Annotated in this window: 15 protein-coding genes; 5 read left to right on the forward strand and 10 right to left on the reverse strand. The window is 61.5% G+C overall.

All coding sequences use genetic code 11. The features are described 5' to 3' along the window. Positions 1–75: 75 nt before the first annotated feature. Entirely contained in the window at positions 76–486 is a 411-nt protein-coding gene (gene irrA, locus LQK84_RS23020; RefSeq protein ID WP_230831140.1) for an iron response transcriptional regulator IrrA, read from the reverse strand. Between the two features lie 437 nt (positions 487–923). Between irrA and fabA the strand changes: the two genes are divergently transcribed. The 3 genes from fabA to fabI all read left to right on the forward strand — a co-directional run bounded on the left by fabA (position 924) and on the right by fabI (position 3,623). Further along, the gene (gene fabA, locus LQK84_RS23025) at positions 924–1,439 is read left to right on the forward strand and encodes a 3-hydroxyacyl-[acyl-carrier-protein] dehydratase FabA (RefSeq protein ID WP_230831141.1); all 516 of its coding nucleotides are present in this window, start codon (positions 924–926) and stop codon (positions 1,437–1,439) included. A 139-nt stretch (positions 1,440–1,578) separates the two neighbouring features. After that, the gene (gene fabB, locus LQK84_RS23030; protein ID WP_230831142.1) at positions 1,579–2,811 is read left to right on the forward strand and encodes a beta-ketoacyl-ACP synthase I; all 1,233 of its coding nucleotides are present in this window, start codon (positions 1,579–1,581) and stop codon (positions 2,809–2,811) included. Positions 2,812–2,816: 5 nt separating this feature from the next. Further along, positions 2,817–3,623 (forward strand): enoyl-ACP reductase FabI, encoded by an 807-nt coding sequence (gene fabI / locus LQK84_RS23035; RefSeq protein WP_230831143.1) that lies wholly within the window; start codon positions 2,817–2,819, stop codon positions 3,621–3,623. Between the two features lie 172 nt (positions 3,624–3,795). On the opposite strand, the gene LQK84_RS23040 is transcribed toward fabI, so the two are convergent. The 6 genes from LQK84_RS23040 to arsK form a co-directional block, all read right to left on the reverse strand. Continuing rightward, a complete protein-coding gene (locus LQK84_RS23040) occupies positions 3,796–4,044 on the reverse strand; it encodes a LuxR C-terminal-related transcriptional regulator (protein WP_230831144.1) in 249 nt (82 codons plus the stop codon). A gap of 161 nt (positions 4,045–4,205) precedes the next feature. Continuing rightward, positions 4,206–5,270, reverse strand: a complete 1,065-nt coding sequence (locus LQK84_RS23045) for an AraC family transcriptional regulator (RefSeq protein ID WP_230831145.1) — start codon at positions 5,268–5,270, stop codon at positions 4,206–4,208. A gap of 150 nt (positions 5,271–5,420) precedes the next feature. Further along, complete coding sequence (locus LQK84_RS23050; RefSeq protein WP_230831146.1) at positions 5,421–6,437, reverse strand: class I SAM-dependent methyltransferase; 1,017 nt, start codon at positions 6,435–6,437, stop codon at positions 5,421–5,423. A 72-nt stretch (positions 6,438–6,509) separates the two neighbouring features. Continuing rightward, positions 6,510–8,657 (reverse strand): polyribonucleotide nucleotidyltransferase, encoded by a 2,148-nt coding sequence (gene pnp / locus LQK84_RS23055; protein WP_230831147.1) that lies wholly within the window; start codon positions 8,655–8,657, stop codon positions 6,510–6,512. A 380-nt stretch (positions 8,658–9,037) separates the two neighbouring features. Further along, positions 9,038–9,307: a 30S ribosomal protein S15 gene (rpsO, locus tag LQK84_RS23060; protein ID WP_230831148.1), complete on the reverse strand. Its 270-nt coding sequence runs from the start codon at positions 9,305–9,307 to the stop codon at positions 9,038–9,040. 172 nt (positions 9,308–9,479) lie between these two features. Beyond that, on the reverse strand, positions 9,480–10,682 hold the full coding sequence (gene arsK, locus LQK84_RS23065; RefSeq protein ID WP_230831149.1) for an arsenite efflux MFS transporter ArsK: 1,203 nt from the start codon (positions 10,680–10,682) through the stop codon (positions 9,480–9,482). Positions 10,683–11,128: 446 nt separating this feature from the next. On the opposite strand from arsK, the gene LQK84_RS23070 reads away from it, so the two are divergent. Continuing rightward, positions 11,129–11,305 (forward strand): DUF3311 domain-containing protein, encoded by a 177-nt coding sequence (locus LQK84_RS23070; protein ID WP_230831150.1) that lies wholly within the window; start codon positions 11,129–11,131, stop codon positions 11,303–11,305. Further along, entirely contained in the window at positions 11,302–12,828 is a 1,527-nt protein-coding gene (mctP, locus tag LQK84_RS23075) for a monocarboxylate uptake permease MctP (protein WP_230831151.1), read from the forward strand. The genes LQK84_RS23070 and mctP overlap by 4 nt, the downstream gene beginning before the upstream one ends. An 86-nt stretch (positions 12,829–12,914) precedes the next feature. Here mctP and truB read toward each other — a convergent pair whose 3' ends face one another. The 3 genes from truB to LQK84_RS23090 all read right to left on the reverse strand — a co-directional run bounded on the left by truB (position 12,915) and on the right by LQK84_RS23090 (position 14,992). Further along, the gene (gene truB / locus LQK84_RS23080; RefSeq protein ID WP_230831152.1) at positions 12,915–13,847 is read right to left on the reverse strand and encodes a tRNA pseudouridine(55) synthase TruB; all 933 of its coding nucleotides are present in this window, start codon (positions 13,845–13,847) and stop codon (positions 12,915–12,917) included. Between the two features lie 6 nt (positions 13,848–13,853). Beyond that, a complete protein-coding gene (rbfA, locus tag LQK84_RS23085) occupies positions 13,854–14,258 on the reverse strand; it encodes a 30S ribosome-binding factor RbfA (RefSeq protein WP_230831153.1) in 405 nt (134 codons plus the stop codon). A gap of 83 nt (positions 14,259–14,341) precedes the next feature. After that, positions 14,342–14,992, reverse strand: a complete 651-nt coding sequence (locus LQK84_RS23090; RefSeq protein WP_230831154.1) for a hypothetical protein — start codon at positions 14,990–14,992, stop codon at positions 14,342–14,344. Positions 14,993–15,281: the final 289 nt, after the last annotated feature.

Consider the following 15,281-nt stretch of genomic DNA (forward strand, 5'->3'; position numbering starts at 1 on the left):
AAAGCAGGCTTCAGATTTTCGGATCAATGAGGAAAAGATTGAGGCGAGGTCCAGCAAGCGAACCGCTTCAGCAGATCAGCGCGTCGCCTTGCGGCGCAGACGGATGACCACGTCGACATGGGCGATTTCCATGCCTTCCGGCGGCTCCGGCAGGTTGCTGATCTCGAGATTGCTCACCGGAATATCGACGACTTCGCTGTCGCCTTCGACATAGAAGTGATGATGGTCGGAGACATTCGTGTCGAAATAGGTCTTGGCGCTCTCGATGGCGAGCACGCGCAGCAGGCCGGCTTCGGTGAACTGGTGCAGCGTGTTGTAGACGGTCGCCAGAGACACCGGCACGCCCGCAAAGGTCGCCTCTTCATGCAGCTCTTCGGCCGTCAGATGGCGGTCGCCCTTGGCGAACAGCAAATCCGCAAGCGCAATCCGCTGCCGCGTCGGCCGCAAGCCGGAGTGGCGCAGCCTGCTTTCGGTATCAGGAAGCATCGAAGGGTTCATGCGTCTCAAGCCGTCTTGCTACATCGGTATAAAAGTGGACGAATTCACTACTGTTTATCATATATCGCGCCGCCGACGCCGTTGCAACCGCTTCATGTCAGCCGAAGGCCGCAAAAACCTGTCGTTAAGCGCATCAACACGAAAACAGTACTGGCTGCAGGCTTGCAACTCGACTAAGAAACCGCACAATGAAGCTGGTATCGTGGCCGGCAAGGGCGAAAGCCCGATTGGGGGAATTGCAAGGTCCAGCGCCAAGCGCCATATGAGGCAGCGCGCGCCGTATCCGGGCCTTGGGAGTTTCCCCCGCGTAGATTTTTTTGCTAGAGGCTTCCGGAGCGATATCCTCCTGAGCCTTATGCAAGGTGGGCAATGTCGCGGCTGAACCAAGAACGCGGTTCGCAGACGGAATTAGGGACCTGCATTTGATGACCTCCAGGAAGTCCAGTTTTACATACGAAGAGATTTTGACCTGCTCGCACGGGCAGATGTTCGGCCCGGGCAATGCGCAATTGCCGCTGCCGCCGATGCTGATGCTGCACAGGATCACCGAAATCTCCGAAACAGGCGGTCCGAACGACAAGGGTTTCGCGCGTGCGGAATTCGACATCACGCCCGATCTCTGGTTCTTCCCCTGCCATTTCGAAGGCGATCCGGTGATGCCGGGCTGCCTCGGCCTCGATGCGCTCTGGCAGCTCACGGGCTTCTATCTCGGCTGGCTCGGCGAGCCCGGCAAGGGCCGCGCCATCTCCACCGGCGAGGTGAAGTTCACCGGCCAGATCACGCCTGAGACGAAGCTGGTCGAATTCGGCATCGACTTCAAGCGCGTCATGCGCGGCCGCCTCGTGCTCGGCATTGCCGATGGCTGGGTGAAGGCCGACGGTGTCGAGGTCTTCAAGGCCGCTGACCTTCGTGTGGGGCTTTTCAAGGAAAAGGCAGCCTGACGCCCCGTCAGATGCTGAATTGGGCCGCATTTGGGCGGCAGTCAATCTCGCGCGCGGCAAAGCGTCGTGCCGAAGACACGAGGGAGGAAAGGCCAGATCACGGCCTTTCATGCTTCCGGTTAGAAGAAGGTAAGGATACATGAGACGGGTCGTCATCACGGGTCTCGGAATTGTTTCGTCGATCGGCAACAATGCTGACGAGGTCACGCAGTCGCTGAAGGATGCCCGTTCCGGCATCAGCGCATCGCCGGACTTCGCTGAACACGGCTTCCGCTGCCAGGTCTGGGGCCGCCCGACGCTGGGCGCCGAACAGCTGGCCGAGATGGTCGACCGTCGCGCCATGCGCTTCCTGTCGCAGGGCGGTGCCTGGAACCATGTCGCCATGAAGCAGGCGATTGCCGATGCCGGCCTCGTCGAAGGCGACTATGCCGAAAACGAGCGTGTCGGCATCATCATGGGCTCCGGCGGCCCCTCGACCCGCCAGGTCGTGGAAGCAGCCGACATCACCCGCGCCAACAAGAGCCCGAAGCGCATCGGCCCGTTTGCCGTGCCGAAGGCCATGTCCTCGACCGCATCTGCCACGCTTGCCACCTGGTTCAAGATCCACGGCGTCAACTATTCGATCTCGTCTGCCTGCTCGACCTCGGCGCATTGCATCGGCAATGCCGCAGAGATGATCCAGTGGGGCAAGCAGGACATGATGTTCGCCGGCGGCCACGAAGACCTCGACTGGACCATGTCGAACCTCTTCGATGCCATGGGCGCCATGTCCTCCAAGTATAACGACACGCCCGCAACCGCATCGCGCGCCTATGACGCCTCGCGTGACGGCTTCGTGATTGCCGGCGGCGCCGGCGTTCTGGTTCTCGAAGAACTCGAACACGCCAAGGCCCGCGGCGCCAGGATCTACGCCGAAATCACCGGCTATGGCGCCACCTCCGACGGCTACGACATGGTCGCTCCCTCGGGCGAAGGCGCAATGCGCTGCATGCGCCAGGCGCTGAAGACCGTGCAGGGCGAAGTCGACTACATCAACACCCACGGCACCTCGACGCCGGTTGGCGACAGCAAGGAAATCGGCGCGATCCGCGAAGTTTTCGGCGACCGCATTCCGCACATCCAGTCGACCAAGTCGCTGACGGGCCATTCGCTCGGCGCTGCCGGCGTGCAGGAATCCATCTACGGCCTCCTGATGATGCAGAACCGCTTCATCGGCGAAAGCGCCCACATCACCGAGCTGGACCCGGAATTCGATGGCGTTCCGATCGTGCGGAAGCGCATCGACGATGCGAAGATCGACACCGTCCTTTCGAACTCCTTCGGCTTCGGCGGAACCAATGCCACGCTGGTCTTCCAGCGCTACAACGGATAATTTCCATGACGGGTTTCATGCAGGGTAAACGCGGCCTCATCATGGGGGTTGCCAACAATCATTCCATCGCCTGGGGCATTTCCAAGGCGCTTCATGCGCAGGGCGCGGAACTCGCCTTCACCTTTCAGGGCGAGGCGCTGGGCAAGCGCGTGAAGCCGCTAGCCGCCGAAGTCAATTCCGACATCGTGCTGCCCTGCGACGTCGAGGACATCGCCTCTGTAGATGCGGTCTTCGCGGCCCTGAAGGAGCGCTGGGGCACGATCGACTTCGTCGTGCATGCCATCGGCTTCTCCGACAAGAACGAGCTGAAGGGCCTCTATGCCGACACCACGCGCGAGAATTTCGTGCGCACCATGGTGATCTCCTGCTTCTCGTTCACGGAAATCGCCAAGCGCGCCGCATCGATGATGAACCCGGGCGGCTCGATCCTGACGCTGACCTATAACGGCTCGCAGCGCGTGATCCCGAACTACAATGTGATGGGTGTTGCCAAGGCAGCGCTTGAGGCCTCGATGCGCTATCTCGCCGCCGATTACGGCCCGCGCGACATCCGCGTCAACGCGATCTCGGCAGGCCCGGTGCGTACGCTCGCAGGCGCCGGCATTTCGGACGCACGCGCCATGTATTCCTGGAACCAGAAGAACGCGCCGCTGCGCCGTACGGCCTCGATCGAGGACATCGGCGGCTCGGCGCTTTATCTGCTGAGCGACCTGTCGCGCGGCGTCACCGGCGAAGTGCATTATGTCGATGCCGGCTACAACATCACCTCCATGCCGGTGCTCGACCAGCTGATGAAGTCCGACCAGGACTGATCGCTGCAACGCATTGCTGAAAAGAGTGAGGCCCGGTCGTTGGGAGCGACCGGGCCTTTTCCGTGGGATGGGTCCGCCATCGGCGCGATGGCAATCAGGTCAACGCAGCAATGGCATCAAGACGACCGACAGCCGATACGCAGAAACTTCAAGCGCCGCTTTCATCCCCGGATTAATCGTTGCAGTCGATCACCTTCATCGAATCCGCCACGCAGACGGCATGCATGCGGTTTTGTGCGCCGAGCTTGCGCTCAGCACAGAAAAGCAGGGTCTCGACCTCCTGCGTCGCCAAGGCAAGCTTGCGGGCGATCGATTCCACGCCATGACCGGCCCCTGTGAGGGCAAGACACCTCAGTTCCGACCGGGTCAAGGTTTCGACAAGCGAAACGCTTTCGCCGACCATGCGCGCAGGAATGGTCACAATAGTCTCCAAAAGACGGTTTCAAAGCGCTTTAGAAAGCGCGAAAAAATTATGCGCTCGATCCGAGCTGGACCCGCGCATCTCATGAGCGAATATATAAACCGGATTTATCAATCTGTCTTTGACAGACCGTGCCAATCGCTTGACATTTGCGCACAATCTTATGAACGGGAGGCGCTGTCTTTGACTTTCGTCAAATCTGGACCACGACTGGTGCTTCGGTACTCACGCGGTGTCGTTCCGAACCAGCGATGGAAGGAGCGGGTAAAGACGCTGGGGGCGGAATAGCCGAGCCTGTAGGACACTTCGGTCGCGCTGAGCGCCGTCTGGGTCATCAGATGTTCCGCAAGCCGCCGCCGCAGGCCGTCGCGCAGTTCGTTCAGCGTCGTGTCGAGCTCGGCAAGACGACGCTGCAGCGTTCGTTCGGACACGCCGAAAAAGCTCGCTGCCGAGGCGAGCGTGATTTCGTCTTCCGACATCCGGGACAGGATGAAGCGCTCCATCTCCTCGCGGAAATCCGCTTCCTCGGTCAATTCAGGGCGAAGTTGCCGGCATTGCAGGTCCATCAGCTCGAAAAGCTTCGGATCTGCATTTGGATTGGTCAGGGACAGAAGTCCGGAGGGAACCCACATGCTGTTGATGCGACAGTCGAATGTCAGGTGGCTTGCGATGTTTTCGCGATAGAACCGCAGATCGGAGGGCGGCTTGCGCTCCAGCTCGACCTCGATTGCGGCAGTCCTGGCCCCGAACAGATGGCGGATATGGCGCATGACCAGCGTGATGCCGAGATCGACAAACTGGTCGCGTTTCACGATGACGGGTGCGAATGTCCAGCGATAGACGAGGTAATTCTCCTCGACCTCCAGCCGCCCGTAGCTGGTCTGGGCGCTGTATTGCATGTGTTCGGCCTGGAAGCGCAGGAAATGCTCAAGCGTCGGTGCAGCCATCAATCCGTAACCGAAGGGACCCGTCGAGCCGGCCTTGTATTGCAGGCCGAACTTCAGCCCAAAAGCCTCGTCCTTCGTCGCATCGGCGCAATATTCCAGAAGCGCACAGAAGCGCCCGAGGCTCACCCGTTCGACCATCGAGCTGAAGAGTGTCGGTTCGATCCCGATCCGCCGGCATTCCGGCCGAATATCGAGGCCATACCCTTGCGCAAACTCCACCAGCCCCGCGCCCATTCCGGACACGATGCTATAGCGATCTGAAAATGCGTCCCCCGGCATGGCAGCCCCAGATGTAAAATAAGCGGCGTCTAATGTTAAGACGCACATATATCTTAGAAAGTCTAGGTGTCATGCTTTCCAAAGCGCTTGCGAGCGCCAGCGGCCCGGCAGATGCGGGCTGAAGGGATCAGAAAAGCGTGGCAGATGGGCTTATTTGCGCGCCCAAAGGACCTTGTAGCGCGCGTTGCGGCAGGTCTCGCCATGCGCCTTGAAGAGGGTCGCCAGCGTGTCCTCGTAAGGAAGGCCGCGATTGGCCACCATCAGCAGGTTGCCGCCGATCTTGAGGATATCCGCGGCCCGCTTGACGAAGGCGCGACCAAGGGCCGGGTCTGCGGCATGGCCCTCATGGAAGGGTGGGTTCATGATGACGAAGTCATACTTCGCCTTGATCTCCTCGCCTGCCACGTCATGCCAGTTGGCATGCGAGGCAAGACCGGGATGTTCGGCGGCCAGATTGCCCTTGGCCATCTGCAGGGCCGCGTAGTCGGCCTCGTAGAGGTCGAGCGACTTGAGACGCGGCGAGGCATCGGCCAGCATGACCGAAAGATAGCCCCAGCCGGCACCGAGATCGGCCGCAGCGCCATCGAGATCGGTGGGCAGGCGGCCGGCCAGCAGTTCTGAACCCGCATCCACCTCGGAATAGGAGAACACACCGGGCGCCGTGCGGAACCGGCCTTCGATCAGCGACGGTTCAGGCGCCAGCGTCGCGGCCAGCGCATCGGCATTCTCGGGACGGACGAACCAGACGGCCTGGCCGTGATATTTCGGCATGTGATCGCAGGCAACGCCAAGCTTGGCAACGCGCTTGCGCAGCGCCTCGATGCCGTCTTCCTTGGCACCTGCAAGGACGATCATCGCGCCCGGCTTCGTGCGCCGCAGCGCCTCTGCCACGCGGGCCTCGTTGCCGCCCTTGAACTTGTCGCAGAGCACCAGCGCCAGATCGTAATCGCTGCCCTGTGCGTCCGGCGTGGCAGTAGCCCCGCCAGCGACCAGACGATTGTAGACAGGACGGAAGCCCTGCACGCAGGCAATCTCGGCTGCAAAACCTTCCGGCAGGCGAAAGCCCGCTTCAGCCCCGAGGAACAATGCCTTCTGCTCCGCGCCGGGCGCGTCAAGCGTTCCGATGTCGAAGGGATGGAAGAGGGTTTTCAGCGCGTCGCGAGCCATGGTGGTCAAATCCGTGTTCAAACAAAAAAGGCGCGGGAACTGGTCCCGCGCCCGATCGGGAATGGCAAACGCTTATTCAGCGTCGCCTTCGTCCTTGGACTTCTTCTCGGCAGCCGGAACTTCCTTGCCGGTTGCCTGGTCGACAACCTTCATGGAGAGGCGAACCTTGCCGCGCTCGTCGAAGCCCATCAGCTTGACCCAGACCTTCTGGCCTTCCTTGACGACGTCGGTCGTCTTGGCGACGCGGTCACCGGCAAGCTGCGAGATGTGGACGAGGCCGTCGCGTGCGCCGAAGAAGTTGACGAACGCGCCGAAGTCGGCGGTCTTGACGACCGTGCCTTCGTAGATCGCGCCGACTTCCGGCTCTGCAACGATGGAGTGGATCCACTTGCGGGCCGCTTCGATTTCCTTGCCCGAGGCAGAGGCGATCTTGACGGTGCCGTCGTCTTCGATGTTGATCTTCGCGCCGGTCTTTTCGACGATTTCGCGGATGACCTTGCCGCCGGAGCCGATGACTTCACGGATCTTGTCGACCGGGATGTTCATGACTTCGATGCGCGGAGCAAACTCGCCGAGCTGGCCGCGGCTTTCGGAAATGGCCTTGGCCATTTCGCCGAGGATGTGCTGGCGGCCGCCCTGGGCCTGACCGAGAGCGACCTTCATGATCTCTTCGGTGATGCCGGCGATCTTGATGTCCATCTGCAGCGAGGTGATGCCGTCGGCAGTACCTGCCACCTTGAAGTCCATGTCGCCGAGGTGGTCTTCGTCACCCAGGATGTCGGAGAGAACCGCAAAGCGGTCACCTTCGAGGATGAGGCCCATGGCGATACCGGCGACCGGCTTGGCAAGCGGAACGCCCGCATCCATCAGCGCCAGCGAGGTGCCGCAAACGGTTGCCATCGAGGAAGAGCCGTTGGACTCGGTGATTTCCGAGACGACGCGCAGCGTGTAGGGGAACTGTTCCACCGTCGGCAGCATCGGGCGGATTGCGCGCCAGGCGAGCTTGCCATGGCCGATTTCGCGGCGGCCCGGGGAGCCCATGCGGCCCGTTTCACCGACCGAGTAGGGCGGGAAGTTGTAGTGCAGCAGGAAGCGTTCCTTGTACATGCCGGTCAGGCTGTCGACATACTGTTCGTCTTCGCCGGTGCCGAGCGTGGCGACAACGATCGCCTGCGTTTCGCCACGGGTGAAGAGTGCCGAACCATGTGTGCGCGGCAGCAGGCCGACTTCCGAGACGATCGGACGGACGGTGACGAGGTCACGGCCATCGATGCGGCTCTTGGTGTCAAGCACGTTCCAGCGAACGATCTTGGCCTGCAGGTGCTTGAAGGTCGCGCCGATTTCTTCAGCGGTGTACTTGGCTTCGCCGCCCTCGGGCAGGAAATGCGCCTTCACCTTCGCCTTGACGGCGTCGACGGCAGCGTAACGGGCAGCCTTTTCAGTGATCTTGTAGGCAGCGCGCAGTTCGGTTTCGGCAAGGCCGAGCATTTCGGCTTCGAGCGCGGAATAGTCTTCCGGCTGGAAGTCGCGCGGTTCCTTGGCGGCAACTTCGGCCAGCTTGATGATCGCGTCGATCACCGGCTGGAAGCCGCGGTGGCCGAACATGACGGCGCCGAGCATGACGTCTTCGTTGAGTTCCTTGGCTTCCGATTCCACCATCAGAACGGCGTCGGACGTGCCGGCAACAACGAGGTCGAGCGTCGACTCGTCCATCTCGTCGATATGCGGGTTCAGAACGTATTCGCCGTTGATGTAGCCAACGCGTGCGCCGCCGACCGGGCCCATGAAGGGAACGCCGGAGAGCGTGAGCGCAGCAGACGTCGCAACCATGGACAGGACGTCCGGGTTGTTTTCGAGGTCATGCTGAACGACGGTGACGACAACCTGCGTGTCGTTCTTGTAGCCTTCCGGGAAGAGCGGGCGGATCGGGCGGTCGATCAGGCGCGAAACCAGCGTTTCGTTTTCCGACGGACGACCTTCGCGCTTGAAATAGCCACCCGGGATCTTGCCGGCGGCATAGGTCTTTTCCTGGTAGTTGACGGTCAGCGGGAAGAAGTCCTGGCCGGGCTTCGGCGACTTGGCCGAAACGACGGTCGCCAGAACGACGGTTTCGCCGTAGGTGGCGAGAACTGCGCCGTCAGCCTGACGGGCGATCTTGCCGGTTTCGAGGATGAGCGGGCGGCCTGCCCACTCGATTTCGACCTTGTGAGTCTCGAACATGTCTTGTCCTTCAATAGAAGGCGGATCAGCCGGCTACCCCTTCGGGGAACGCGCGCTTTCGCCTTTTGATGCAGCACATCACGGGCAAGACAACAGGAAGCTTTGGTCCGACTGGTGAGACATTCCCACCAAAAGCATCCGGCAATCCTGCCCCATGACAGGCCAACGGTTAAGTTGCGGCATTCCGGCCCATCCGGACAGCCAGCGCCCACCCCGGTTGACGGGAAGGGAATTCTTGAAAAACACCGCGCTCTTTGTTTTGAGCAATTCGGTTTTGAGCAATTCGGGGCGCGAAACCGGTTCCCACTTTCGGCTCGAAATTGCTCTAGGCGGTGCGACAAGGCCGGCGAAACCGTGAGGCTCGCCGGCCTTGCAACATATTAGCGGCGGATGCCCAGCGAACCAATCAGCTTGGTGTAGCGGGCTTCGTCCTTCTTCTTGAGGTAATCAAGAAGCGAGCGGCGGCTGGAAACCATCGTCAGGAGGCCACGGCGGGAATGGTTATCCTTCTTGTGGTCCTTGAAATGGTCCGTCAGGTTGTTGATGCGTTCCGTCAGGATGGCAACCTGGACTTCCGGAGAGCCGGTGTCGCCTTCGAACGTTGCATATTCCTTGATGAGGGCCGTCTTGCGCTCAGCAGTGATCGACATCGTGTGATCCTTTCATATTAAGGAGTAATCGGACGCCACAAGCCGGGATGTCGTCCAGCTTCGGCCATGAGGCTTTCGGGCAATTTGCCCAAAGCTGGCTGCGCTATACAGGAAAGCGCTGCGAAAGGGAAGAGGCGGCTTGGCCGCGCAACCTGCGGGGCCTAGCGCCCCTTTATTCGAGCGGCCTGCGCGCCCGGCCGACCAGCGCGAAGCAGGCCATGCCGAGCAGGCCGAGCGCGGCATTGAGGAAGAGCGAGACCGGAATGCCGAGCCGCTCCATGCCAAGCGCAAAGACGGCGGGTGCGGCAGCGCTCGCCACCAGCCGCGCCGCAGTCATCCGCCCCGCAATCGCGCCATAGCCTTGCGACCCGAAGAGATGAAGCGGCACGGAGCCTTGCGCGATGCTGCCGATGCCGGAACCGAGACCGACGCAGAGTGCGAAGACGACGGCTCCGACAAGATTGCCATCGGTGATCGCCAGCAGGATACCGCCCAGCGCGATCAGCGCCGAAGACAGCATGGCAAGCCCGGTGGGCGGCAGGCGCTCGCCGAAGATCATGTTCACAAGCCGGCTCGCCACCTGCGCCGGACCGAAGAGCGCGCTGACCGTAACCGCGGCGACGCCGAGCCCCAGGGCGCCCAGCATCGGCACCATGTGAATGAGGATCGACGAGAGCGAGAAGCCCGAGAGTGCAAAGGCAATGGAAACGACGATCATCGCGCGCCGGCGCTCCTGCGGCGCGAGCACGCCGAGGACGGGCGGATGGGTCGCGGCGCCGGAAACAGGCTCGGCCTGTCCCGAGCCGCGCCGCGCCAGCAGGAGATGCACGGGCAGGCAGAGGACAAGGTTCAATCCGGCAAAGATCAGATAGATCTCGCGCCAGGTAAAATGCGCCGCAAGCGTGGTGGTGATCGGCCAGAACACACTCGACGCAAAGCCCGCAATCAGCGTGAGATAGGTGATGTTGCGCGTCGCATTCTGCGGCGCATGCTCGACCAGCGAGGCAAAGGCCGCCTGATAGGTGACCAGACCGCTGGCCACCTGGATCGCAATGACGGCGGCAATGAAGAACCACACCGCCGGCGACCAGGCGCAGGCAAGAAGCAGGCCCGCGCACAGCGCCGAGCCCAGCACCATCATGCGCGCCGCGCCAAACCGGTCCATCCAGCCACCCATGAAGGGTGCCGCCAGCCCGCCGCCCAGAAGGGCTGCCGAGAACGTCCCGAATACCGACTCGCGGCTCAGCCCGACATCCTGCGCCATCCCCGGCGCCAGAATGCTGAAACTGTAATAGAGCGTCCCGTAGCCGACGATCTGCGTCAGCCCGAGCGCCGCGACGATGGCAAGGGAATGGCGGGCGTGAGGTCTGGACACGGCAGGGCTCTTCGATGCGGACACGACCGGCATCAGACAATTCCGGAGAAGACGCGAAGCAGTTTCTCGTTCGGAACAGAATACCGGCAGAAGGACAGAATGTTTCAGGCGACTTTCTAACTGATCGAGAACGCTTTAGCGGCAGCACCGACCGCTGTCAGCAGAAATCGGGTCCGCGGGAATAAAGGGTGCAGAATCAGCCGCCTCCGGCCGAAACCTTTCCAAAGTTTAATGTAACTCGCTTGAAAGAAAGCTAAGGCCGGCTTACTGATAATTTTGCTTTTTGATAAGTTTTCAGATCATCGAAATGCTATCCGGCCGGGGGGCGGATTGCGGGCCAGGTCACCTCATTGCCTTTGCCCATAGCCCCTCCCCGGCAATCCCATCGCATGCGCTCCGCCCCAGGACGGAAGACATGCTGTCCCGTTCAACATGGAGGAGAGACCTTGCGTTACATTCTTCTGCTTATTCCCTGCGTCGCCTCCGTCGCGACGTGGCTCTACAACATATCCGAGCCGATGCTTTTCGGCATTCCGTTCTTCTACTGGTTCCTGATGCTGCTCATCCCGGTGTCGTCCATTTTCATCTGGCTTGCCGCCAGAACCGGTGGAGATGAACTGTGAACGGGATCAATGTCACGGCAACCGCCGTCTTCATCTTCTTCTTCGCCCTCGTCACCATTCTCGGCTTCGTCGCCGCGCGCTGGAAGGCGGGCGACCTGAACGAGCTGCATGAATGGGGCCTCGGCGGCCGCCGCTTCGGCTCGTGGATCACCTGGTTCCTGCTCGGCGGCGACCTTTACACCGCCTATACCGTGATTGCGGTTCCGGCGGTCGTCTATGCAATCGGCGCCTACGGCTTCTTCGCCGTGCCCTACACGATCCTGATCTATCCCTTCATCTTCCTGACGATGCCCCGTCTGTGGAATGCGACGCACAAGCGCGGCTATCTGACGGGCGCCGACTTCGTCTATGGCGCCTATGGCAACAAATGGCTGGAAGGCATGGTGGCGCTGACCGGCATCATCGCCACCATGCCCTATATCGCGCTGCAGCTCGTCGGGATGGAAAAGGTCATCCAGGCACTCGGCTTCCCGCATGAGGGCATGGCCGGCCATCTGCCGCTGACCATCGCCTTCCTGATCCTCGCCGTCTACACCTATCGCAGCGGCTTGCGCGCGCCGGCCATGATCGCCTTCGTCAAGGACATCATGATCTATATCTTCGTGATTGCGGCGGTCATCATCATCCCGGCCAAGCTTGGCGGCTATGGTGCGATCTTCGACAGCGCGCAGAAGGATTTCTCGGCACAGCTTGCGACCAATCCCAATGTTGCCCGCGGCATCCTGCTCGCGCCCTCGCAGATCTGGCCCTTCGTGACCCTCGCCATCGGCTCGGCCATGGCGCTGTTCATGTATCCGCATTCGCTGACCGGCGTGCTTTCGGCCTCCGGCCCGAAGGCGATCCGTCACAACGCGATCTCGCTGCCCGCCTATTCGCTGGTTCTGGCGCTGATCGCCATGCTCGGCTACATGGCGCATGCCGCCGGCATCAAGGTGGACAACCCGCAGGACGCCGTCCCGCAGCTCTTCCTTGCCATGTTCCCGAGCTGGTTCGTCGGCTTCACCTTTGCAGCGATCGCCATCGGCGCACTGGTGCCGGCAGCCGTCATGTCGATCGGTGCGGCCAACACCTTCACCCGCAACCTGTGGCGCCCCTTCATCAATGAGAACATGTCGCCGTCTCAGGAATCGGCTCTCGCGAAGCTCATGTCGCTCGTGGTCAAGATCGGCGCGCTGATCGTGATCATCTTCCTGCCGACGCAGTTCGCACTCGACCTGCAGCTGCTCGGCGGCGTCTGGATGATCCAGATCTTCCCGGCGATCATCTTCGGGCTCTACACCCGCTGGTACAAGGGCGGCGCGCTGCTGGCCGGCCTGATCGTCGGTCTGGCGCTCGGCACCTACCTCTCCTATGGACCCGCGTCATGGGTGCCGGTCTCCAAGGCCTTCCTCGGCATTCCGCTCTATAACGGTCTGACGGCCGTGATCGCCAACGTGATCGTCGCCACCCTGCTCTCCTTCGTCCTGCCGGCCAACAAGTCGGACGAACTGACGGAAGCAGATTTCCGCGACGCCAGGGCCTGACATACTCAGATCCCTGAAACGACAGAGGCTGCCGCAAGCGATTGCGGCAGCCTCTTTTTTGTCTCGTATTGCCTGCCGGCTGAGGATCAGCCGAAAACGCGCTTAGGCCGGAACTCGCCCTCTTCCACCGAACCGATGGCCACGAGCTCGCCCGAAATGGTGGTCGCATAGGCCTCGGGCGTCGGCAGCGGCGCATCGCGGCCGCGCAGGATCACCGCATTGCCGGCCCGCAGGCGACGAACCTGATCGTCGCTGACGCGCACCTGCGGCAGGCTTGTGAGGGCCTCGACCGGTGCGATCAGGAAGGCGTCGAGCGCTGCAAACCGCTCATCCGCATCTTCGATCTCTTCCAGCGCCACCAGCTTTTCCAGCGGCACCAGACGCTCCTCGCCAAAGGGCGCAACCAGCGTGCGGCGGAGACCCGCAATATGGCCATAGCAGCCGAGATCGCGGCCCATGTCGCGGGCCAGCGAGCGGACATAGGTCCCCTTGCCGCACTCAACCTCGAAATGCGCCTGATCCGTGTCGGCCTTGAGCAGCGTCAGGCGGTGGATTTCCACCTCGCGGGCCGGGATATCGACCGTCTCGCCCTCGCGCGCCATGTCATAGGCGCGCTCGCCGGCAATCTTGATCGCCGAAAACTGCGGCGGAACCTGTTCGATCACGCCGGTATATTTCGGCAGCAGCGCGCGGATGTCTTCCTCGGTCGGACGCTTATCGGAGGTCTGGGTCGGCTCGCCTTCCAGATCGTCGGTGTTGCGCTCCTCGCCCCAGGCGACGGTGAATTCATAGATCTTGCGGCCATCCATGACGTAAGGCACGGTCTTGGTGGCGTCACCAAGCGCAATCGGCAGCATGCCGGAGGCCAGCGGATCGAGCGTGCCGGCATGGCCGGCCTTCTGCGCCTTGAAGAGCCATTTCACCTTGGAAACGGCTTCCGTGGAGCCGAAATCGAACGGCTTGTCGAGCACGAGCCAGCCGGAGATCGGGCGACCCTTGGGTTTACGCGGTTTGGACATGTCTGCTTATTCTTCTGTCTTGTCTTCATCGAGATCGCGGGCGACTTCCGGCGAGCGGAGCAATTCGTCGATCTTCTTGTAATTGTCGAAGCTGGTATCGTCGCGGAAGCGCAGCTCGGGCATGTATTTCAGCTGGCGAAGCGCCGGGCCAAGGCGGCCACGGATGAACTTGGCATTGCGGTTCAGCGCCGCAACCGTCTCGTCATGATCGGTGGCGCCCAGCGGCGTCACGAAGGCGGTCGCGACCTTGAGGTCGGACGACATGCGCACTTCCGAGATCGAGATCACGGTCTTCTCGATCAGCGCATCGCGGACATCGCCGCGCTGAAGCACCTGCGTGATGGCGGCGCGGACCTGCTCGCCGACACGCAGCATGCGCTGCGAGGGAGCCGATGAAGTCGGTTTTTTCATTTTTCTTTCTGTCTGTATGTTCTGGCGGCCGCTTTGATGCGGCTAGTTCGGGGTTCGAACCCGGCGGATTTCAAAGAGGCGTCTCAATGCCTCGTTTCGCCCGCAAGGTCAAGTGGCGGAGCTGCGCTCACGGGAGGCGCCTCGCGACCGCCTTTCTTTGCCTGCTTCCACAGATCGACGATCTCGCGGCCGCGCACCTCAAACTCCTTGCGATCCTTGAAGGCGCGGGCCGGAATGGAAAACAGCGCATCATCGCGGAAGAAGCTGATCGCGGCCTTCTCCAGCTGCACGTCGCGAAAGGCGGGCCAGCTGCAATAGGTGAACACGCCGCCCGTGCTCGTCTCCATGCCGCGCTCGTAGATATCGACATCGATCATGACGTTTTCGGCAAGCGAGGCGATCAGACGCTTGCGCCGCCCCCGCCGCACGATCTCGCGCTGGATGACGGCACCCGCACCGATCGCCAGCATCACGGGAAGCATTTCGAACGCCACGACCTGGATCGTCGGCAGCGTGTCGATGCCGAAATAGGGGGCCAGCACGAATTGCCGGAAGGCCTCGATGCCGACACCGCAGACCACGCCGAAAATGACAGCGCCAATGAGATAGGGAACGGGCTTGCGCCGCGATCGCGATTGCAGGAAGAGCCGACCGGCGCGCAGCATCACGTCCGCATGCTCGTTTGGCAGGCGCTTGAAACTCAGTTGCGTGATGCGTGCGCCAAACGGATTCATGTCTTCCTTCCGGTCTTTCGTCAGCCTTTATAGCCTGCTTCGCGTGGCGGCAGAAACGCGATTGCACACTATTGCGTTTCCGGCGAAAACGGAATCGCCTGAAACGCTCTACCTATTTGTTTTTATGCAATTCCGGACGGAAAACCGGTTCCCACTTTTCCTGCAATTGCTTGTCTTATGATTTTCTGGCTTCTTCGTGAGATAAAGAAGCGCCGGAGAGGACGGCCATCCTTCTCCGGCGATGGGGGATGGATCGTGAAATGCGAGGCCGCCATTCTTGCGAATGCCG

Source organism: Rhizobium sp. C4, from assembly GCF_021026315.1.
In the GTDB taxonomy this organism is placed as follows: Bacteria; Pseudomonadota; Alphaproteobacteria; order Rhizobiales; family Rhizobiaceae; genus Ensifer_A.

Coding starts and splice junctions, on each gene's coding strand:
- irrA (WP_230831140.1), bottom strand. CDS start 486: ATGCTTCCTGATACCGAAAGCAGGCTGCGCCACTCCGGCTTGCGGCCG.
- fabA (WP_230831141.1), top strand. CDS start 924: ATGACCTCCAGGAAGTCCAGTTTTACATACGAAGAGATTTTGACCTGC.
- fabB (WP_230831142.1), top strand. CDS start 1,579: ATGAGACGGGTCGTCATCACGGGTCTCGGAATTGTTTCGTCGATCGGC.
- fabI (WP_230831143.1), top strand. CDS start 2,817: ATGACGGGTTTCATGCAGGGTAAACGCGGCCTCATCATGGGGGTTGCC.
- LQK84_RS23045 (WP_230831145.1), bottom strand. CDS start 5,270: ATGCCGGGGGACGCATTTTCAGATCGCTATAGCATCGTGTCCGGAATG.
- LQK84_RS23050 (WP_230831146.1), bottom strand. CDS start 6,437: ATGGCTCGCGACGCGCTGAAAACCCTCTTCCATCCCTTCGACATCGGA.
- pnp (WP_230831147.1), bottom strand. CDS start 8,657: ATGTTCGAGACTCACAAGGTCGAAATCGAGTGGGCAGGCCGCCCGCTC.
- rpsO (WP_230831148.1), bottom strand. CDS start 9,307: ATGTCGATCACTGCTGAGCGCAAGACGGCCCTCATCAAGGAATATGCA.
- truB (WP_230831152.1), bottom strand. CDS start 13,847: ATGTCCAAACCGCGTAAACCCAAGGGTCGCCCGATCTCCGGCTGGCTC.
- rbfA (WP_230831153.1), bottom strand. CDS start 14,258: ATGAAAAAACCGACTTCATCGGCTCCCTCGCAGCGCATGCTGCGTGTC.
- LQK84_RS23090 (WP_230831154.1), bottom strand. CDS start 14,992: ATGAATCCGTTTGGCGCACGCATCACGCAACTGAGTTTCAAGCGCCTG.